The 20,884-nt window shown below is 35.1% G+C and carries 14 protein-coding genes, 1 tRNA gene and 1 pseudogene; 9 read left to right on the top strand and 7 right to left on the bottom strand.

The genetic code is table 11. From position 1 onward, the window contains the following. Window positions 1-163 precede the first annotated feature (163 nt). Window positions 164-778: a hypothetical protein gene (locus EDM02_RS04865; RefSeq protein ID WP_123663536.1), complete on the bottom strand. Its 615-nt coding sequence runs from the start codon at window positions 776-778 to the stop codon at window positions 164-166. A 107-nt stretch (window positions 779-885) separates the two neighbouring features. On the opposite strand from EDM02_RS04865, the gene EDM02_RS04860 reads away from it, so the two are divergent. The 3 genes and pseudogenes from EDM02_RS04860 to EDM02_RS04840 all read left to right on the top strand — a co-directional run bounded on the left by EDM02_RS04860 (window position 886) and on the right by EDM02_RS04840 (window position 7,610). Further along, window positions 886-1,143 (top strand): hypothetical protein, encoded by a 258-nt coding sequence (locus EDM02_RS04860; RefSeq protein ID WP_123663534.1) that lies wholly within the window; start codon window positions 886-888, stop codon window positions 1,141-1,143. Window positions 1,144-3,749: 2,606 nt separating this feature from the next. Next, window positions 3,750-6,527 (top strand): annotated as a pseudogene (gene leuS / locus EDM02_RS06050) (leucine--tRNA ligase). 201 nt (window positions 6,528-6,728) lie between these two features. Continuing rightward, window positions 6,729-7,610: a DMT family transporter gene (locus EDM02_RS04840; protein ID WP_123663526.1), complete on the top strand. Its 882-nt coding sequence runs from the start codon at window positions 6,729-6,731 to the stop codon at window positions 7,608-7,610. Here the strand turns inward: EDM02_RS04840 and EDM02_RS04835 are convergent. Continuing rightward, entirely contained in the window at window positions 7,605-8,855 is a 1,251-nt protein-coding gene (locus EDM02_RS04835) for an MFS transporter (RefSeq protein WP_123663524.1), read from the bottom strand. The two genes, EDM02_RS04840 and EDM02_RS04835, sit on opposite strands and share 6 nt — an antisense overlap. 934 nt (window positions 8,856-9,789) lie before the next feature. Then, entirely contained in the window at window positions 9,790-10,902 is a 1,113-nt protein-coding gene (locus tag EDM02_RS04830; RefSeq protein WP_260215057.1) for an HD domain-containing protein, read from the bottom strand. 658 nt (window positions 10,903-11,560) lie between these two features. Between EDM02_RS04830 and rsmH the strand changes: the two genes are divergently transcribed. From rsmH to EDM02_RS04805, 5 genes are all read left to right on the top strand, one after another. Further along, window positions 11,561-12,481 (top strand): 16S rRNA (cytosine(1402)-N(4))-methyltransferase RsmH, encoded by a 921-nt coding sequence (rsmH, locus tag EDM02_RS04825; RefSeq protein ID WP_260215056.1) that lies wholly within the window; start codon window positions 11,561-11,563, stop codon window positions 12,479-12,481. A gap of 13 nt (window positions 12,482-12,494) precedes the next feature. Continuing rightward, a complete protein-coding gene (locus tag EDM02_RS04820) occupies window positions 12,495-13,250 on the top strand; it encodes a ZIP family metal transporter (protein ID WP_123663521.1) in 756 nt (251 codons plus the stop codon). A 251-nt stretch (window positions 13,251-13,501) separates the two neighbouring features. Then, window positions 13,502-15,514 carry an NAD-dependent DNA ligase LigA gene (ligA, locus tag EDM02_RS04815; protein WP_123663519.1) on the top strand — a complete coding sequence of 671 codons (2,013 nt, stop codon included), beginning with the start codon at window positions 13,502-13,504 and terminating at the stop codon, window positions 15,512-15,514. 598 nt (window positions 15,515-16,112) lie between these two features. Beyond that, window positions 16,113-16,661: a DUF6913 domain-containing protein gene (locus tag EDM02_RS04810; RefSeq protein ID WP_420886343.1), complete on the top strand. Its 549-nt coding sequence runs from the start codon at window positions 16,113-16,115 to the stop codon at window positions 16,659-16,661. A gap of 1 nt (window position 16,662) precedes the next feature. Beyond that, complete coding sequence (locus tag EDM02_RS04805) at window positions 16,663-17,793, top strand: cysteine desulfurase family protein (RefSeq protein WP_123663515.1); 1,131 nt, start codon at window positions 16,663-16,665, stop codon at window positions 17,791-17,793. Between the two features lie 200 nt (window positions 17,794-17,993). Here the strand turns inward: EDM02_RS04805 and EDM02_RS04800 are convergent, their stop codons facing one another. Together EDM02_RS04800 and EDM02_RS04795 are read right to left on the bottom strand one after the other, a co-directional pair. Continuing rightward, window positions 17,994-18,461 (bottom strand): DUF4293 domain-containing protein, encoded by a 468-nt coding sequence (locus EDM02_RS04800; protein WP_123663513.1) that lies wholly within the window; start codon window positions 18,459-18,461, stop codon window positions 17,994-17,996. Window positions 18,462-18,597: 136 nt separating this feature from the next. Then, window positions 18,598-18,671 (bottom strand) — tRNA-Asp (locus EDM02_RS04795). 278 nt (window positions 18,672-18,949) lie between these two features. Between EDM02_RS04795 and EDM02_RS04790 the strand changes: the two genes are divergently transcribed. Beyond that, complete coding sequence (locus EDM02_RS04790) at window positions 18,950-19,231, top strand: HU family DNA-binding protein (protein ID WP_123663511.1); 282 nt, start codon at window positions 18,950-18,952, stop codon at window positions 19,229-19,231. A gap of 144 nt (window positions 19,232-19,375) precedes the next feature. On the opposite strand, the gene pth is transcribed toward EDM02_RS04790, so the two are convergent. After that, window positions 19,376-19,999: an aminoacyl-tRNA hydrolase gene (pth, locus tag EDM02_RS04785; RefSeq protein WP_317614980.1), complete on the bottom strand. Its 624-nt coding sequence runs from the start codon at window positions 19,997-19,999 to the stop codon at window positions 19,376-19,378. Further along, complete coding sequence (locus EDM02_RS04780) at window positions 19,962-20,555, bottom strand: 50S ribosomal protein L25/general stress protein Ctc (protein WP_317614979.1); 594 nt, start codon at window positions 20,553-20,555, stop codon at window positions 19,962-19,964. The genes pth and EDM02_RS04780 overlap by 38 nt, the downstream gene beginning before the upstream one ends. Window positions 20,556-20,884: the final 329 nt, after the last annotated feature.

Raw genomic sequence — 20,884 nt, 5'->3', positions numbered from 1 at the left:
GCAGGGTGCTGAAATTCAGAATAAAAAGAACCCGATGATCTATTTATTTTATATTTTACCCAAAAAGTAATTTTTAACGTTTTGTTTTTAAAGTTTATTAACAGTACTTTTATAAAGCACATATGTATTGAACAATTGCTTTAAGGTAGGTGGACAGATTTTTTCAATCCGAATTATTTAGCATAGGTTCTATTTCTTTTTTAAATACTTGCCAAGGATCTCTACTATTAAATTCAACATTAATTAATTTCATACCTACTTCTTGAACGATCGGGTGTTCTTTAATGCGTAAAAATCGATTGGAATCTTCAATATATTTTTCTTTTTCTCCTTGATACTCAAAATGTTCCCCAGCACGTTGTGCTGCTGTTGCATAGTTTTCCGTTAATACAATGGAAAGAATAGGATAGTTATTGTTAATATGTTTTATAAACAAAAAGAAAATCTGCTTAGCATCTTCCAAGATCCAATCGGATAATTGATTCCGATAACCAAAAGTTTCTAAAAAAGAGCCTCTAGAAACAACATAATTCTCCCAATCCACTTTATCAAATACTTCCTTGCTACAAGTAAGATAGAGCAAAGCTTCTGTAAAAGCTGAAACCACTACCTTGTAGTCTACAATAATCTTGTTGGCCAGTTCCCCATAAATGGATCCTTTCGGATCTGATATAGTCTGTACTTGTTTTCCTTTTTTTTCAAAGTAAGCTGCTACAAAGCCAGCGATCTCCTGCCTAGGCGTACCTGAGATACCATTAATAGTATACCAAAAAGTCATTGTTATGGTTATTATATTTTAAAAAAATTTACTTAGTTTAAAGATAAGTATCACTATAAATATACTCTTTTGCATAGTATTTTACTAATTGAATAATAAGAATAGGCATGTCACCTTTAGCTATAGACAATAGCATTGTATATGTTTTTCTACTGGTTACTTTAATGCTAGGACTTTTTGCAGGGAGGGGTAAACAAACGATCCACTCCTATGCCATTGCGCATAAACAGCATAGTACCGTTACGTTGGTACTAACTTATCTAGCTACTGATATTGGAGCCGGTAGTTTATTTAGTGACGCAGCCTCAGTATTTAAACAGGGTGTTATTGTAAATCTATCTATTACATCTCTCGCTATTGCATAATTATGTTAAAGATTTTAAATTTACATTTTTATTTGTTACATTGGGGTCAGCTAAAAAAAGCGTTTGTTTTTTCAGCACCCGATAAACAATATGAGGCCGTTCAGACTTATACGATAAAAAATATAAATCCTATAAAATGAAAATAATATGTTTCACTTAGTCCCTATTTTTACTTTTATCCTGTTAAGTTTAAGCGGTTGTCAACAGCAAACACTACAAATGGAGGCGGGCAAACGTAATAGTCTATCCCATACACCACCACCTACAGGAGGTGTACAGATGACCATATGCGATCCCAAAAAGATACTCGATCAAATAGGAGGATTTAGACCAAAAGATTACGAAGATTTAGCGCATATATCCAATGTATGGGGCAAAGAAACATTACTTCAATTCTTAAAGGAGCTAGGGCCTGAAAATAAAAACCTATTAGAACCAGATACCTTTAGGGAAATAGTGGCTATCACTAAAAATAATCCTGGTAGCTGTTCGCTTTTAAGTTTTATTTTTTCGAAACTTGCAGCAAANGCATGTACGCCATTGTATGCTGTTACAAAAATTTATCAAAATAATCCATCTTTATTATCACCAAATATACTCTGGCAATTTACACAATTGCTGAACCATGCGCCTGCCCATTCGTTAGAGGTACTTTGTTTATGCTTTGATAAGCTCATTGAATCGAATTTACTGACTATAAGTAATTTTAATAAGCTTATGGCGCAACCAGATAGATGGAACCAAGTAAGAGACCTGTTAAGTTTATTTGCTAATTGGAATATCCTGAATCAAGGAACTTTTGATTCCGTTGTTGATATTGAAAATCAGGAAAAACTTCTAGAAGTATGGAATACACTGCATATGCATCCTTTTCACTTAGCATGTATGCCATTGTATGCTATTACAACAATTTATCAAAATAATCCATCTTTATTATCATTACCAAATATACTCTGGAAATTTACACAATTGCTGGACCGTCAACCAGCAGCTGTATTACAACCATTCTTTGCACTATTACAAGAAGCTGGGATAGTAAGATTACTTACAAAAGTGTCCTTTCAGAGAGTGAGATGTAGAAGTCAATATCTATATCAAGCTACAGCGAATGGTATAATTATAGCTATGAATTGTATGGATCAGTTTAATAAACTGGCTGAAATTAAAGATGTATTGTTTGATTCTGGTGTGCTTACTATAGATCTATTAGATAAGCTCATAGATCAATTTCATACTGTTTGCGAACATGATTTAGTAAGTCGATTAGTAAGTCCTACCATGCAACATATGCTAAAAACATATGTTATCCCACAAGAGCAATTTGCATCATTACTAAAATTAAATGAGGCGTGTTGGTCTATATTAGAAAAACGTATGCTAAGTAGCTGTGCCATCACACAAGAGACATTTGAAGCATTTATAAAAAATCAGCATTGGGTGACCATAAAGGGCATGCTAGATATATTTTCCTTCCAACAGCAGGCATTGGAAGTATTGATGCAATTAGATAAAAAAGATTTCATTCATTTAGAGTCTGTTATAAAGCAATATAAAGACGCAAAAAAAGAGATTAGGTTAGCATTAGATTTTAATGCTACTAACGTTCTTACTCGATTAGCCAATACGTATATAGAGCAATTTCTAATCAAGAAAGACCAATCATTACAAACGTTGTCTGATCATCTCAAGAACATAATAACATTATTGCGGCGGTATCCACTTACCCACGCGAAAGACAGGGGTGCATCATTATTAAAATTAGACAATGAACGGTTGTCTATACTAGTCGCTATTACAAACGTATATCCAATTAGTGGATTTAATGAGAAAGAATATGCAATTTTACTAGGGTCAGATTATCAAAGTCTAATGAAGATACAGAAGGATCTACAAGACCTTTTTTTCTAGTGTTATTTTGTATCTGTTCAGCGGTATGGCTTATACGTATCCGAGGCCGTTGCAATAGAAAAATTGCAACGTATTTTCTATGGAAATTTAGATGTAATCTATATATTTTTGTACGTTCAAGGTACTAAAATATTGTTTTTTATCTACTCTTAAAGACTTTTTAGTAATGGCTAGGTAGACGCTTGTTTCTTTTATTAAAAATTTTTTTTTTTTTTCTATTGCAACGGTCTCAAAAGGTGTATAATGGTATTGCATACTATGCTGCACTACATATCTAAACTCATGTATACATAAAAAGCTTATAAAATCAACATTGCCGCAAAAATAGGGATTAGCAGTATAGAAATTAGAAAACATCAACCGCCGTGGCAGTGAAGAAAAATAAGTAGGAAAACTACCAAGCAAAAAACAACAACAAGTAATAATAGCTATTCATTCGAAATAAAAACTGTTGATTTATAACAAATCAAATATAATATATTACATATTACGTTGCTAATAATAGGAAAAATTCGAACACCCCTGATGTAACTGTAGTGCATTTTTATGCTTTTCTTATTAATTTTATCTACATTATTATCCACTGTTATTCGGAGAGGATGAAAGTATGAGGGGCATACTATTTTTACAGTCAGGTAGGGGTAACGCTACCCAATTTATAATTTTTTATTATTGATCTCTTTACTAAAGATATTCACATGCAACCATATATATTTACCTCAATAGAACAAAAATGGCAAAGTAGATGGGAAGAGCAAAAAGCTATTATGCAAAATGCATCCCTTAACAATGCACCTAAATATTATATACTGAACATGTTTCCTTATCCTTCAGGATCAGGATTACACGTAGGGCACTACGCAGGTTATGTAGCTTCGGATATCATCTCTCGTTACTATAAACATCATGGATACCACGTTATGAATCCAATGGGCTTTGATGCTTTTGGTCTACCTGCTGAACAGTATGCTATTCAAACGGGGCAACATCCAGCCATTACCACCGAAAAAAATATAAAAAAATATGTACAACAGCTCAAGCAGGCTGCCTTAGACTTCGATTGGGACAGAGCAGTTAACACGAGTGCACCTGCCTATTATAAATGGACACAGTGGATATTCTTACAAATATTCAATGCTTGGTATAATAAAACTACAGAAAAAGCAGAACCCATTGATACACTTATTCAAACATTTGAGCGTAAGGGAAATAAAAAAGTAGATGCTGCCTGTGATACGGATACACCCATTTTTTCAGCTGAGGAGTGGCATGCGTTTTCTGAAACAGAGAAACAAGCTAAACTGTTGCATTATCGATTGGCCTATTTAAAAGATAACATGGTAAACTGGTGCGAAGCACTGGGTACGGTTCTGGCCAATGAAGAAGTCAAAGATGGGGTTTCTGAAAGAGGAGGCTATCCAGTCATTCGCAAAAAAATGAAGCAATGGCACTTACGTATGACTGCCTATGCAGAACGTCTCTTAAGGGACCTAGACACCCTAGAGTGGCCTTTTCCCACTAAAGAAATGCAACGCAATTGGATTGGTCGTTCTGAGGGTGCGGAAATTACCTTTAGAGTACAAGGCCAACGGGACCAGACTATTACTGTTTTTAGTACACGACCAGAAACCATTTTTGGAGCCTGTTTTATCGCCTTAGCGCCTGAGCATCCCTGGGTTGACTTTATGGCAAAAAAAAGAGGTGACCCCGAACTGATTGCCTACATTCTTTAAGCTAAAAATATTTCAGATCGAAATCGTATGGCAACAACCACATTTTTAAGTGGTGTATTTATAGGTACCTGTGTTATCCATCCCTTTACAGGTGCTCCCCTTCCGATCTGGGTAGCAGATTATGTATTGCCCTATGGTACAGCTGCTATTATGGGCGTTCCTGCGCATGATAGCCGAGATTATGTTTTTGCGCAATCTTTTGATTTACTGGCCTTTCCTGTAATAGAAAGTAATATCTTTGTAGAAGATGGTCCATATGAAGAGCCTAAAGGTAGGCTCATTAACTCTGATTTTCTAAATGGCCTCTCTGTACCAGAAGCTTTTGAAAAAATTATAGCAAATCTCACGCAAAAAAGGATTGGAAAATTCAAAGTCAACTATAGATTGCAAGATCCTATATTCAGTCGACAACGGTATTGGGGAGAACCGCTACCCATTTACTACAAGGAAGATCAGCTACCCTATCCTCTTGCTGAGGATCAATTACCGCTATTGTTACCGAATGTAAGCAGCTATCAACCAAACAAGTCTGGCGCACCACCATTGAGTAATGCATTACATTGGGTTACCCCAGAAGGATATCCTTTAGACTTAACTACCATGCCAGCTTGGGCAGGGTCTAGTTGGTATTTTTTGCGTTATATGGATCCGCATAATACAAAAGCTTTTATGGATAAGGAAAAAGAAGCGTATTGGCAAGGGGTAGATTTTTATATAGGTGGGCCTGAACATGCAACTAGCCATCTGCTGTATGCACGCTTTTGGACCAAATTATTACAGGACTTGGGCCATATTTATATGAGTGAACCATTTCCAAAATTGTTTCACCAAGGCATGATCCAGAATTTTGCTGCATTTGTTTATCGAATAAAAAACAGTAATACCTTTGTTAGCTTCAATTTAAAAGCGCAATATGATGTAGTATCTATGCATGTTCCAATAGAATTTGTGAAGAAAGATATTTTAAATAGAGAAGCTTTCAAAAATTGGCGTTCTGAATTTGCGCATGCTACTTTTATTTTAGAGGGAGATAAATATATATGCGGAAAAAAAATGGAAAAAATGTCTAAATCTAAACATAACGTAATCAACCCAGAAACGGTTATAGCCCAATATGGAGCCGATGCATTGCGTTTGTATTTGATGTTTTTAGGACCACTAGAACAATCTAAACCATGGGATTTAGCTGGTATAGAAGGGATCTCTCGTTTTTTAAATAAAGTATGGCGCTTTGTACACCATGCTAAAACTTTTTGGACCCATACTGCATTACTACCTACCCAGGAGACGCTTAAAATCATACATAAAACCATCAAAAAAGTTACGGAATCTATCGAAAAGTGTTCTTTTAACACGGCTATTAGTAGTTTAATGATTTGTATCAATGAGCTGTCAACTTTTGAAAAAGTAGCACAATCTATTGTAGAAAACGTCATTTTACTATTGGAACCTTTTGCTCCCTACATGGCTGCTGAACTATGGGAAAGCATAGGGAAGAAAGGTAGTATTATGAAGGTAGCTTTTCCCATCTGGGATGAAATATATTTAGAAGAAAAAAGTTTTCAGTATCCTATTGCAGTAAATGGTAAATTGCGTACCAAAATGGTTTTTGACTATCATACACCTCATACGGTTATAGAAAAAGAAGTGTTAGCCAATAAAGTCATTCAGAAATGGCTCGGAGATAAAAAGCCTATAAAAGTGATAATTGTTCCCAATAGAATGGTCAATGTGGTCTTGTAACATGAGGTTATGGCAATAGAAAAGTATCCGTTCATTTGCATGGTAGTCATATTTTATGTAACATTGATGATTTTATCCATTTTAAAAGAAGTAGTTTTAAAAAAAAATGGATAAAATCATTAATAATCTATAAAATACGGCTGCCACGCATCTCTGGACAAATATACTTTTTATACTTTTCTTAAAAGCACTGTAAATAATATGGAATTACTTAAAAGATCAAATATGTATGGAGCGATATTTGCAACGCTATCTGCTTTATCCCTTACTATTTCTATGGCACTAACCAGTAAGCTAAGTAGTGATATTCCCACAGTGTTTGTAGTTTTTATTAAAACTTGCTTTGGTTTTACGCTCTTAATGCCTTTTATAATTAAAAAAAAATCACTGATTTCCAAGCCTATAAAATATCCACTTCATCTCTTAAGAATTATTTTATCACTGGGAGCAATCTTATGTACGTACTATACTTACCGTAATCTGCCTGTTGCATTTGCCACTTCTATTGGTATGACAGAAGCTTTATTTACTACTATTCTTTCTGTAATAATATTGAAAGAAAATATTGGATTTTGGAAATGGAGCTTAGTATTTTCCGGATATTGTGGTGTTATATTGATCATAAGACCCACTTCTTTTGCATTGGAATTTGCTATAATTACTGCATTATTAGCAAATTTATTATGCTCAGCTTCTTTCATTATCCTAAAAATTATATCTAGATATAATGCTATCCCTACTATTATGTTGCATGCTAATTTAGCCATTATTATTATTTCAGGGCTACTTAGTGCTATCAGATGGAAAAATATACAGGTAGAAGATCGGGATATGGTTATTCTATTTTGTAATGGTGCATTAGCTATTATATCTCAATTTTGTTCTGTTAAAGCTTTAAAATATGCTAACCCTTCATTTATAGCCCCTTTTCAATATACGAGAATGCCTTTTGCCATTCTCATAGATATAATTATTTTTAAAAAAAGTCCAGATGGATTTACAATAATAGGAAGCATTATTATTATATGCTCCGCTTATTTACTTTCTTATATAGCAGATAAGAAATCCAACTTAAATTTATAATCTTTTCTCAAAATTTTGTACTACACCATATGCTATTATTGCAAATAAAGTAAGATACACAATGGGAAATAAATTAAAATTAAAGTGCTTCATACCTACTAAACAGACATAATTGGCATTACCTCCCATTAACATGGATCCGATAGCGTGCCCAAGGCTTATAGTACGATGGCGATTATGGACAGGCAAATATTTAACAAAAATGCCATGCGCTAGCGCATTAATAGGTGCCACAAAACAGGCTAACATAAAACAAGAAACCAATACAAGATGAAACATTCCATTCTTAACAGCCATAATAAAGAAAGCGCTCGTTAAAATGGTACCAAATAAACCCACTCTTACTACTATTATCTCACTAAATCGATCTGCTAACCAACCAGAAATAGGCATAGCAATAGTAAAGCATACTATTATCCAAATTGAAAAAGTAGAGATCAGGAAAGCAGCTTGCGGCATAACAATAGGCAAATATTGTTTCATAAATATAATGGCAATTTGATAGGTCGCACCAAAACTACCTGAAAGGAATACTACCATTAAAATCATACGCCACTGATTTTTTAATAGCGTACCAAAATTTTCTATTTCCAGTCTTTTTTCCTTATTTTTTATAAAATCTGGTGTTTCAGCAAGCTGCTGACGGAAACATAAAACTATTAAAGCGAGCGGTAAACTTATCCAAAAGGGAATACGCCAACCCCACTCAGGAAAAATAGGCGAACCAAAAAAACTCGTAGCACTGATCCCCAGTAGGAGTCCTAAAGCTCCCGTGCACCGTGCTAAAGCTGAAGCCATAGATCTATATTTGTCTCCTAAATGTTCAATAACATAAATAGCTGCTCCATCATACCCGCCGCCTACAAATGCACCTTGCATCAAACGGCTTAAAACTAAAACTGCTGTACTCCATGAACCAATTAATGCGTATACCGGTAACAATCCTATAATTACAGTAGGAATAGCCATGCCTATTATGGTTATCGTAAGGACGATTTTACGTCCGTACACATCCCCTATACGCCCAAAAAATATAGCTCCTATAGGTTTTGTTGCATAAGCTGTTGCATAAATAGCAAAAACATACATTAAACTAGTTATATGATCAGTATTAGGAAAAAATTTAGCCGCAATAATACCAATTGAAAAGGTGTACAAACTATAATTATAATATTCAATAATGGTTCCTAAAAAGGCCCCAATAACTTTGGTCCCAATAACTTTAGTATTTAATTTTATTTTCATATGCATCGTTAATACATCTTCCTCCAAGATACCATATAATGGTACTATGTGCAATGAGGCCGTTGTAACAGAGCATATTAAAAATTCTGACATACCCTTTACGGCTTTTTAGACGTATTTATAAGGTTATGCAATAGATAAGTAGAACGCTGAGATTTGTCATCCCGATTATTCCTATGCGCATTTATAAGCAATGGTGGACTATGTACAAGGATTGTTAGAACAATTGGGGCTTAATTTTTCTGTATCTGCTTATGCAACGCAAAAGCCAGCGAATACCCAGAAAGAGTATATAAAAAGGTAATATAAACAATCCTAAACAAATAGGAAAGATCATAAGTAAAAAGCAGGTTGACACTAAAAACCCGATTATACCTTTGAAAATTATTAAACATTTAAACAAAAAAATGCCTATACTGGTTAGACATTTAAACAAAAAAATACCTATACTGGTTAGACATTTAAACAAAAAAATACCTATACTAGTTAGACATTTAAACAAAAAAATACCTATACTAGTTAGACTGTATGAATTTAGGAAATTATTCATTGCTTTGATTTTTAAAATGGATAATAGTTAAAAATAGAAGTCATAACTCAAGTTTAGCAACTCAAATTTAGCATATTTTTGTATAAAATTGTTATGGATTATCCCTATAATTGCTAATGAATGTAATAGGTAGATATTACATACTAAGCTAGTAAATTACCATAACCCATTTCCTGAAGAAAATGTAAGTAAGGAAAAAATTTTAAAGTTTTTGGCTAGTTGTAAGAACCGTATCCGTTCAGTGGTGTGGTAGGGTGCTGAAATTCAGAATAAAAAGGACCTGATGATCTATTTATTTTATATTTTACCCAAAAAGTAATTTTTGACGTTTTGTTTTTAAAGTTCATTGACAGTACTTTTATAAAGTACATTTACATTATACGATTACAGTTTGTATTTCCAATGTGCTGCCTCACCCTGCTCTGCTATGTAATCCATTCTTTCTGTACGTATTTGTACCTCTAACCTTCCATATTTATTTGTTTCAAAGGTAAGATGCAGCGATTCATAGCTACTAACCCTGGGTACACTAATCCAGTCCCTTATAACGCTACACATCGGTTCATAAATTTCACTAATAATGCTCAAAACTTTCCAGCAGACTATTTTTTCTTCTGCTAGTGTTTTGCCTTGCATGCCCATGATAATAATTCTAATAGCAGCAAGGTCATTAATTTGGTTAAATTCTACTTTTAATTTTTGAATTTTACGCCAAATGGAATATACAGATTTAACTCGTTTTTTCATGACAAAATCAATGCCATGGTTTTTAACTACGGAATAAACCTCTTCTGAGATCAGATCTAATCTTTTTTGTCTTTGTACTTTAGTCATGCCCAGTTTTGCAGTAATTGCATAGTAACTTAGTGTATCAGCACGTTTTAACCAAAAGTCCGCTAATTTGGTTTGTACGTTGTATAGCTGTATTCTATGTGATAGTGGAATATAAAAACACTTTAACTCAAATAAAAGTTGAGAACTAAAATAGTCCGATGTGGTCTCGTCATTTTCCAATATAACTCCACTACAGTGTACGCGGATGATATCGCAAATTTGCAATAAGATTGCTAAAATATGGGGAGAAGTTAGATCTGGAATACTTGGATAATTACGAATCGTACCACTCTGCAGCTTACAGCTCTTTAACGCATCAAGCTCCGTCAGTATGGAAGCTGCCTTTGCGCCAAAGCGTTGGGTAACTTCTTCTTGCTCGATTAAGCCTGCTAAGAAGGGTGGCGTTAAAATTGCAGCAATAGCAGTAGCAAGGCCCAAATGCATTTCTGTAGCCGCAATAATTGCTACCTGGAGGGACTCTTCTGGACAACGAAAAAATGGAAAGGTAGATGTATTTACTTTTTCCTCAAGGCTTTTTACGAATGTACATGCTTCGTGTACAGCTGTCCATGCCCTCTTAATTCCATTTGAATGGTCTGATACGGCTCTTGCAAGTTGATGCAAATTCCAGGAATCTACATCAGGTATTTCGTTTCTTTTCATTATTTCTTAAATAATAAGGTTTTTTTGCATTATTAACCAATTCTATACTTCTTAAGTGTAAGGTTTTTTTTGCATCATTAACCGATTCCGTGGTCTAGCCATATCTGTAATGCTGTATATTACATACAAATTTATAATCTGTCTTAACAATTTTCTTAATAATTAAAGCAGAAAAAAACAATATCCCCCCGCAATGAGCCACTCACTAAACTGCAATCAACTAGCTAACTAGTTTTAATTGCATCTTAGGTAAAGTTTGTTAGAATAACAAAAAACTGAAGGCTGTTTTTTACAATGCTTGTTTTATACAGTTGAAATAAAATAATTAGTCTTAATAGCTACAAAAACAGTGTCATTTAGATTTTATTTTTATGGTAAGTGTCTTTTTATTAATATTTAAGTTTATCATATTCAGTTTAATCTATTTTAGATACTTTTTCAGTTCCTACTAAACTATTCTATATATTCTATAAACTATTCTATCTAGAGTTAGGTAGATTGGTATACGTTTTGTATGCCTACCTATTGCACGTGATGGCTTTCTGGGTTTAACACAAGCTTGTTTTTTGGATGTTTATATGCTGTTTATTTGTATTTTGAAACGGTCTCATTATCTTTACGAAGAAAGGTAAGTAACCAAACATAAATTTATACTATTTTGGTCATTTTTGCAAGAAACTATCATATACCGGTAATGTTAAATGAAGTGGTTCAAGGATTGGCTATTGTGCCAATAGGTAACTATGCAGACGTTACCTTCGGAGGGGGCGGCCATGCAAAAAAAATAGTTGAATTGCTTACCGCAGGGCATTTATTTGCATTTGACAAAGACCCAAACGCTGCGCAAATAGCTCAATTTTTTACAAATCAATCTTTCACCTTTACCAGGGCGCCATTTCGTTTTGTAAAAGAATTCCTGAACTTTTATGGTGTAATAACTTTAGATGGATTATTAGCAGATTTGGGAACCTCTTCTTACCAAATAGATACACCAGAACGGGGTTTTTCTACACGATTTGATAGTAAGCTGGATATGAGAATGGATCCCAAGTCTCCGCGTACAGCAGAAGCAATTTTGCATAGCTATACAGAAGGGCAACTTGCCCAGCTATTATATGTTTATGGAGAAGTTGCTCAAGCAGCCCCTATTGCTAAGGCGATTGTAAAGGCACGTAGTTATACACCTATTGTAACTACTTACCAGTTGAAAACTATTGTTGAGCCATTTGCTCCTAAAACAAAAAAAGATCAGTATTTTGCAAAAATATTTCAATCATTTCGTATTGAAGTGAATAATGAACTTACGGAATTAAAAAATCTGTTAAATCAAAGTATTGACATAATCAAACCGCAAGGGCGTATTGCCATTATTGCGTATCATTCTTTGGAAGATCGATTGGTTAAAAACTTTTTAAATACAGGAAATGTATTGGGCAAAATAGAGCGAGATGCATATGGCAAGCTATTGCGTCCCTTTATTCCCCTGCAAAAAAAGGCTTTTATGCCATCTATAGAAGAAATACATAGCAACCGCCGTTCACGTAGTGCGCGGTTGCGTATAGGCATACGTGTTGGATAGATAGGATTATAATATGATAGTAGAATTTTTTGCACTTTTCCTTTCCGCATTATTGGGCGGTATAGCAGTTGCCCTTCGAGGTGCCCTCACGGCTAGGGTTTTACAACTTCTACTAGTTTTTTCCGGGGGGTACCTACTGGCTAATACTTTGTTGCACTTGATGCCTGAGCTTTTTGTTTCAAACGTTAATCCCCTTTATATCGGTGGTTGTATAATGATCGGCTTTTTTTTACAGCGTTTTATAGAAACTTTTAGTAGGGGTGTAGAGCATGGGCATGCTATGGCGCCAGCTTCACATCATGTAAAACATCATAAAATATTTTCTTTTTTAAGTTCTATAGCATTGCATGCGCTTTTAGATGGAACCATTTTGACCCATGGTCATCTACATGCACATGGTCATTTACATGCTAAAGAAGGGCTTTTATTAGGTATGATGCTCCATAAGTTTTTAGAGGCCTTTGCTTTAATGAGCGTATTGCGGGGTTTTATAACCTCACGGAGACGTAGTTTGCTCTATTTAGTTGTATTCTCTCTAGCTTCCCCAATGGGATTATGGTTAAGTAACTATGCGAATCATTATATTGCTGGCTGTGGTGGTATGATACTTCTTGCCATTGTAACGGGTAATTTTTTGTACATTTCGGCTACCATCCTCTTTGAAGCTACTCCAGGCCACCATTCAAATCAGGTCATGTTGTGGACCAGTTTACTTGGGGCTTCTCTGGCTGCGTTAGTTGAATTTTTATTAGTATTCTTTCTAAATTGATGTAAGTAACGGTTGTTATCGCATGGATTATCTAGCTTTAGCTTATCAAATGGATAGTATAGATCCTATGAAGTGTAGATACAAAGTATTGACCATGCAGTGTAATTTTAATACAAAAACCAACCAGTAGTCAGTAGTTAGTAGTTGTTTTATTTTTGGTAACCATCTGCTTAAAGACCGTGTATGCGCATAAACCCTTTTGTATTAAGAAAAAACCTTTATAGTAATAGTGTTCATTTAAATATCCGAATATGCAACCATCCGAACTAGCTATAGGTAATGAAATCAAGCGTTTGGTGCATTTGATTAAGCATCAAAATGAGAACTATTTCCAAAAAGGAATTTCTGAAATTTCTGATTATGAGTATGATCAATTACTAAAGCGATTGAGCCTATTAGAGGAAGCCTATCCACATTTAAAACAGTCGCATTCTCCAACGGAAGCGCTTGGGGAACGTCCCATTCCAGGTTTCTCTTTGGTTTATCACCAAGCACCTATGCTTTCTCTTGCTAAGACCTATTTAGAAGAGGAAATAGCGCAATTTGTTACAAGGGTGAACAAGATACTGCCCGGTTCATCTATAGATTTTTTATGTGAGCCTAAAATCGATGGTATGGCTTTAAGTATTGTGTATGAGCAAGGTAAGTTGGTACGTGTAGTTACACGAGGTGATGGTGAAAAAGGTGATGATATCACACGGAATGCTATCAAATGTTTACCATTTCCTAAAACAATAGAAGATTTTTCCTATCAATCATTTGAAGTGCGGGGAGAGGCTTGTATGCCTAAAGCTGTATTTGAAGCATTAAATAACGTAAGAAAAGAGCAAGGCGAAGCATTATGGGCTAATCCGCGTAATATTACAGCAGGAACTTTAAAAACATTAGATATAGATTTAGTTAAAGGGCGTTCATTAGCATTTTATGGATATAGCTTTTATTCTCAAGCACATCCTTGTGCTACACAACAAGAAGGCTTGGCATTACTTTCTAAATTAGGTTTTGCTACTGCACCTTTTTATAAGCTATGTAGTAATACTACAGAAATCATGGCCTATATTCATTATTGGGGACAACACAAAGATGAGCTGCCTTTCGGTATAGACGGCATTGTTATTAAAGTAAATGATTTGACTCAACAAACAGCGATTGGAATGACATCAACATCTCCCCGTTGGGCCATTGCTTATAAGTATCAGCCAGACATGGCCCATTCTATCTTAGAAAAGGTAACTTTTCAGGTAGGTAGAACAGGTGTAGTTACTCCAATAGCCCACTTTCAGCCGATGGCATTGGCCGGAACCATGGTACGTCGTGCATCTTTATATAATGCAGATGCGTTAGCTAAAAAGGATCTCTATGTAGGTGACACCATTTTTATTGAAAAAGGGGGAGGCATTATTCCCAAAGTAGTAGGGGTAGATGTTACCCGGCGTGTTAAAACCAGTATGCCTATTGCTTTTGCCCAAATATGTCCTGCTTGCCACACAGTACTCCAGCGCGAAGAGGGAACAGTTGCCTATTATTGTCCTAATAAGCAGCAGTGTTTGCCTCAACTCAAAGGTGCTTTATTGCATTTTGCCCACCGCAAAGCTATGGATATTGATTCTTTAGGACCTAAAACGGTTGAGGCATTATGTAAAGCTAAATTGGTTACAACAGCAGTAGATCTTTATACACTGCGTTATGAAGAGATGCGTTCTTTGGAAGGGTTTCAACAAGTAATGATCCAAAAACTTTTATCTAATATTAAAAGTTCAAAATCAAAATCTTTTGACAAAGTAGTATTTGCATTAGGTATTCAATATGTGGGAGAAACCGTAGCTAAAAAACTAGCTTTATACTTTAAAAGCATGGCGCGATTGCAGCGTGTTACCATAACCGAGTTATTACAGCTACCAGATGTAGGAGAAAAGATTGCACAAAGCATAATGGATTATCTACAGGATCCTTTTCAACAAGCCATCCTGGTGGGTCTGCAAAAGGCGGGATTGCAATTTGCAATGCAAGAAGAATTAGTTCTGCATAGCAAGCTCCCATTAGCCTCTAAAAAATTTGTTATTACTGGTATATTTCAGCAGTTTACTCGCCAGGAATTGATTAAATATATTGAGCAAGCAGGTGGAACGCTATTGTCTTCTATTTCGGATAAAGTCGATTATTTAGTAGTAGGTAGTAAGGCTGGATCGTCTAAATTGGCAAAAGCAAAAACATTAGCGATTCCCATTTTAGGAGAAAATGATATTGCCCGTTTGGTTCTTTAGTTTTTTTCTCGAAAGCTATTTAAAATTTATAAGCTCAGTTAGTTAGGTATCCGTTCAGTCATGTGGCCTATGCGTATTCGTGTTCGTACCCATTAAAAATAGTACAATAATGTAAGTTTATAGAAAATGCGCCTTGAACAAAGCTGTGATTAGAAAAGAAAGGCTGCAAGCTTAGTAGAAAATCAGCCTGTTTGAGCCCTAGGCTGTAGGCCTGGGCGAGTTCTGATTTTCAGCTTGCAGCCTGAACTTTTCAACAGATTTGTTCACCAGCGCTTGATTTTTTTTGGCTACTTTTTTTGATCAAGCAAAAAAAGTAGCTTTAATTGCTATAATCTATAAAATATGGCTGCCACGCAAGTGAACGGACAATGGCGTCAACTTAAGGCAATTCATGATTAGCCTACCCTCCTATTCTACTTGGTTATCAATAACAGCTAAACCTTAAGTTGACGCCATTGTGTGAACGGATACATTAAATCTAGTATAATATAAAAGAGTGGTTGAGAAAACTAATTAAAACTTGTAACTTGAATACCTGTCTGAGCATGAGCATGCATTTTTGCTGTTTATAAGATTACCCCTTGACCTCTATACAGTTATGAACCTATATTTAACGTTCAAGTTTTTTATTTTAAAAATCATTTCCCGATTTTTGTCGAAAAAAATAGCTATTGAGCGTAGCAATGTAGGACTGAAAAAAGCAGCCACTATAGGGGTAATGTATAGTTATGAGGCACCTGCCAAACATGAAATCGTACAACGTTTTATTCGAGAGTTAAAAAATTTGGATAAAAAAGTTATTGTAGTGTGTTACACTACAGAAAAGGATCGGGTGTACCCTAGTAGTAGTTTACTATATGCTTTTGGGCATGAAGCCATTACCGCTTTTGGCAAAATAAAAAATGATCGTATACAAAAATTCATAGATGTTTCTTTTGATTATCTATTTCATGTAGATATGGAAACCAATCCAGTGTTAGATTATATCATAGCGCATAATCGAGCTAAATGTCGTGTAGGGCATTTTGATCCTATGCGCAGAAGTTTATTTGAAGTGATGGTAAAAGTAAGACGAACCATTCCCATAGAAGATATGAAACGATTAACCCATCAAATGTTACATTATACTGGATGTATGGAGAGCTAGTATGGATATCTATTTAGATAATGCAGCTACAACCAAATTAGATCCAGAAGTATTGGATGATATGATTCCTTATATGACTAATATTTTTGGAAATCCCTCCTCTATTCATCGATATGGTTGTCGGGTTAAATCTGCAATTGAAAAAGCTAGAAAAAAAATAGCTATGTTATGCAATGTTTCTCCTTCTGAAATATTGTTTACCTCTGGAGGTACAGAAGGGAATAATATGCTATTAAGGGGGATTGTAGAAGCGATGCATATCCAAGCTGTTTTAACTTCTCCATTGGAACATCTTTCTGTGCGTGCGCCGCTAGAAAAACTAGCGCAACAGGGCAAAATTACGTTAACCTATGCGCGTGTTAACCAAAGTGGAGATCTATTTCTTGATGAAATAGAACAGTGGCTACAAAGTCATAGTCATGGTCATGCTTTATTAAGTTTTATGCAGGTTAATCATGAAATTGGTAATATAACAGATATAGTGGCCATTGGTCAGCTTTGCCAAAAATATAATGCATTTTTTCATTCAGATACCATCCAAAGTATCTATTATCTAACCCATGACTTCCGATCGCTCCAGCTTGCAGTCGGATCTGCACACAAAATACACGGACCTATAGGTATTGGATTTGTGTATATTGACCCCAAAGTTTCCATTACGCCACTTATTTGTGGAGGAAGTCAAGAATTAAATATGCGCGGAGGTACTGAAAATGTAGCACACATTGTTGGAATGGCCAAAGCCCTAGAAATTGCTTTTCGAGACCGGATAAAAATAGCCAATCATTTATTTTCTATTAAAAAATATATGATAGAACTATTAAAAATGCACGTTCCTAACGTGAAATTTAATGGCCATAGCGAAAGTTTAACCAAAAGCAGTTCCACTTTATTAAACATTTCATTGCCTGCTTGGCAGGACAGCGATATGCTTATTTATAATCTAGCTATTCATGGGATAGCAGCTTCTACAGGCAGTGCTTGTACAAGTGGAAGTGATACAGGCTCGCTCGTTATAGCCGCTTTACAAAAAGAAACCCCTCATGCCATACGTTTCTCCTTTAGTAAATATACTACTCGTGCAGAGATTACAAAAACAGTTGAATGTTTGAGGCAACTGTGTACCAGCTAAAACGTCAGCATCTTCATCACAATGCCCGCCAGGTTTTCCCATCATCGGTCTAGAACCAAACGCGCTGGTGGATTGTCATGGTACTGGCTGGCACAAAGCCGCATAGCGCGGAGAGCTTAGATGCTAATAAACGCTTACCATTATCCAGCCTTCATGGTGATTTCTCTCATGCGGCATTTCTAACGGACTTTGCATAAACATTACCTTAAATTATCTTCATTAACCAGCCTCTCATCATTTTTAATATGATGGCGGGCTAATACGTTAGCTAATAAAGCCATAAAAGGCAATACAATGCCTGCTTTATAGCTGCTTATACCATCTACTAGCAAATATGTGCTATCGGCCTTTCTAATAAGCCAAAAAACCCATACCAATAATAGAATTAATATAACGTTTATGCCAAAGGTTAAACGAAGCTGTAACTTTCTATTATCATGCCGAACAATAGCATATGCAGCACTTAATATACTTAAACAAGCTAACAAACAAGTTAATCCATAAGGCATGGTAATATACTGACCACTAGAACCAACCAGTGCATAGGGCGTCAGGAGAAAAGAACAGGCATTATGCAATGACATTTTTATCCAAACAGAAACACACAGAAAAATGACCATAAAAATAGATACAACAGCTAAATAGAGCGATTGAATTCTTTGAATCATGCGTATAACTATGAAAAAACAAAGTAGATAGATTTACGTATAGAGCTGATGGCGCTACTGCAAAGCCCTTATATGATTAGAGGAGCAATTCTTGATATAATCACTAATCTAAATTATAATATATACCAAATAATAGCGGTCTGGACGGGACTCGAACCCGCGACCTCCTACGTGACAGGCAGGCATTCTAACCAACTGAACTACCAGACCCTTTAATAAAAAAGAATTGCTACATCTACGTACAAATGTAGTGGATAAATTTTTATTTATCAAAAATAATAAGCATCTTATTTAGAGAGAATTATTGCAATTTCAAACGGTCGCATGTAATTATATAAGCGTATTAATTACCTTGTTACAAGTAGAAAAAAACAAATGTGTCTAATATATGGCTCCATTTTCATTAATTTACCGTAAATGATGATGTATCAAAATAAAATTCGAACTTAGATACCGTATCATACAATTTTTAAATCAATTCATAAACCATGACTAAAGCAGAAGTAATTTTAGCAATTTCCCGTAAAACTGGGCTAGACAAAGAAGATATAAAGAACATCATAGATGGATTATTTTCTGTAATCCAAGATTCTGTAGTAGACAATCAACGTGTGCATTTTAGTGGATTTGGGAGCTTTTTTAAAAAGAAACGAGCAAGAAAAATTGGACGTAACATTAGTGCCAACACTGCTATTATTGTAGAAGAGCATTATATTCCGTCTTTTAAACCCTCTAAGTTTTTTGCAGCAAAAATTAAAGCTCTTACATAACGTTATATTAGCACTAGATATCAATTTTTATTGCTAAGGCTATAAAATAGCTGGGTACAATAACTGAATTAGGAAAGACGTTGTGCAAAGCTAACGGATTAGCTTTGCCACAATTCCTACAATTGTGCTTATAGCACAATACCCCTAATTAAACTGGTTCATAGCATGTACGATGCCAGCATGGCACCAGGTAAGTAATATTTCACTTGCCTTGTCTAGCTGAAAAGAGAGTTCTTTTAAGGCCTTTGGTGAAAAATTTTCCATAACAAAATCACCAAGGCCTCCTTTAGGAAAATCATTACCAATGCCCACACGAAGACGGGGATAATAATCTGCTGCTAAAAAAGCAGCGATGCTTTTTAGACCATTGTGGCCTGCAGCAGAACCTTGGGCACGCAAACGCATGGTACCAAAAGGTAGCGTAACGTCATCTGCTGTTACCACCATTTGTTCAATCGGTATTTGTAAGGTATTCAACCAATATCTAACAGCTTTACCACTGTTATTCATATAGGTTGTCGGCTTAATCAAATAGACTTGATGATCTTTATAAGCAAAAGAAGCCATAACAGCCAATCGGTCTGCCTGGAAAGTAACTTTTTGTTGGCGTGCCAGATGATCTATTACCAAAAAGCCCACATTATGCCTGGTATAAACATAATCGGCACCGATATTGCCCAATCCAACTAGCAATAGCTTCATAACAGAAAAGTAGATTTCTGTTTTTATACTACTTCTTACCCTTTTTCTCCTCTTTACTTGTAGCACTACGCAATGCCCTTGGAATCTCAATAGAAGCTATTGGAGTATTAGGCAATGCCAAAATGGTATAGTGTTTTGTGGGAATTTGATGTACGCGCACAATATGACCCAAATCAAGTTCAGAAACGTCTATATCCAATACAGATGGCATATCTTTAGGGTAAGCAAACACAACTAGCTTTCTTTGTTTTTTAGAAAGAACACCCCCTTTTTCCACACCTTTCGCTTTGCCAGTGCATGCCGTAGGTATTTCCATTTTTATTTTTTTGTCATCAAAAATTTGCAAGAAATCTACATGCAATATCATTTCACTTACAGGATGGAATTGTATTTCTTGTAAAATACATCTGTAAACAGATCCTTCAATATTTAAATCTACAAAATGCGCATGAGGCGTGTAAACCAAATCACGTAAAAAAACCATAGGCACAGAAAAATGCACTTGATCTGTTCCTCCATATAGTACACCAGGTACCTGTGCATCTATTCTTAACTTTTTAGATTCAACCTTACCGAGATTTGCTCTTTTATACCCTAAAATCTCTATTGTTTTCATATGCATTAATTTATAATATTTTAAAAATCTAACTCTTCTTGTATGTATTATCTAACTTGTACTTATATGTATTATCTAATGGTTAATCCATAAGCATCCGAAATACCATCCTATTCCTACTCCTGCTCCCTGTTAACAATACAAATACAGGCAAATTTAATAAAAAAAGAGCCAATATAAAAAGGTTGCAGAGAATGATCTAATGCTCAATCCATACCAATCATTGGCGTAAAAATTCAAAGAAATTATCCTTATTAATTTGTATTCCAAATTTAGTAAAAAAGAAAAATTAGTAAAAAAGCTTATACAGTATCTAAAATCAACTAGAAAATATG

The sequence above is a fragment of the Candidatus Cardinium hertigii genome (assembly GCF_003788695.1).
The sequence above is the reverse complement of the archived record's forward strand: the minus strand, read 5'-3'. Positions and strand labels throughout refer to the sequence as shown.

What these genes read in the sequence shown, in the direction of transcription:
- EDM02_RS04865 (WP_123663536.1), bottom strand. Translation starts at nt 778, where the DNA reads ATGACTTTTTGGTATACTATTAATGGTATCTCAGGTACGCCTAGGCAG.
- EDM02_RS04860 (WP_123663534.1), top strand. Translation starts at nt 886, where the DNA reads ATGTCACCTTTAGCTATAGACAATAGCATTGTATATGTTTTTCTACTG.
- EDM02_RS04840 (WP_123663526.1), top strand. Translation starts at nt 6,729, where the DNA reads ATGGAATTACTTAAAAGATCAAATATGTATGGAGCGATATTTGCAACG.
- EDM02_RS04835 (WP_123663524.1), bottom strand. Translation starts at nt 8,855, where the DNA reads ATGAAAATAAAATTAAATACTAAAGTTATTGGGACCAAAGTTATTGGG.
- EDM02_RS04830 (WP_260215057.1), bottom strand. Translation starts at nt 10,902, where the DNA reads ATGAAAAGAAACGAAATACCTGATGTAGATTCCTGGAATTTGCATCAA.
- EDM02_RS04820 (WP_123663521.1), top strand. Translation starts at nt 12,495, where the DNA reads ATGATAGTAGAATTTTTTGCACTTTTCCTTTCCGCATTATTGGGCGGT.
- ligA (WP_123663519.1), top strand. Translation starts at nt 13,502, where the DNA reads ATGCAACCATCCGAACTAGCTATAGGTAATGAAATCAAGCGTTTGGTG.
- EDM02_RS04810 (WP_420886343.1), top strand. Translation starts at nt 16,113, where the DNA reads ATGAACCTATATTTAACGTTCAAGTTTTTTATTTTAAAAATCATTTCC.
- EDM02_RS04805 (WP_123663515.1), top strand. Translation starts at nt 16,663, where the DNA reads ATGGATATCTATTTAGATAATGCAGCTACAACCAAATTAGATCCAGAA.
- EDM02_RS04800 (WP_123663513.1), bottom strand. Translation starts at nt 18,461, where the DNA reads ATGATTCAAAGAATTCAATCGCTCTATTTAGCTGTTGTATCTATTTTT.
- EDM02_RS04790 (WP_123663511.1), top strand. Translation starts at nt 18,950, where the DNA reads ATGACTAAAGCAGAAGTAATTTTAGCAATTTCCCGTAAAACTGGGCTA.
- EDM02_RS04780 (WP_317614979.1), bottom strand. Translation starts at nt 20,555, where the DNA reads ATGCATATGAAAACAATAGAGATTTTAGGGTATAAAAGAGCAAATCTC.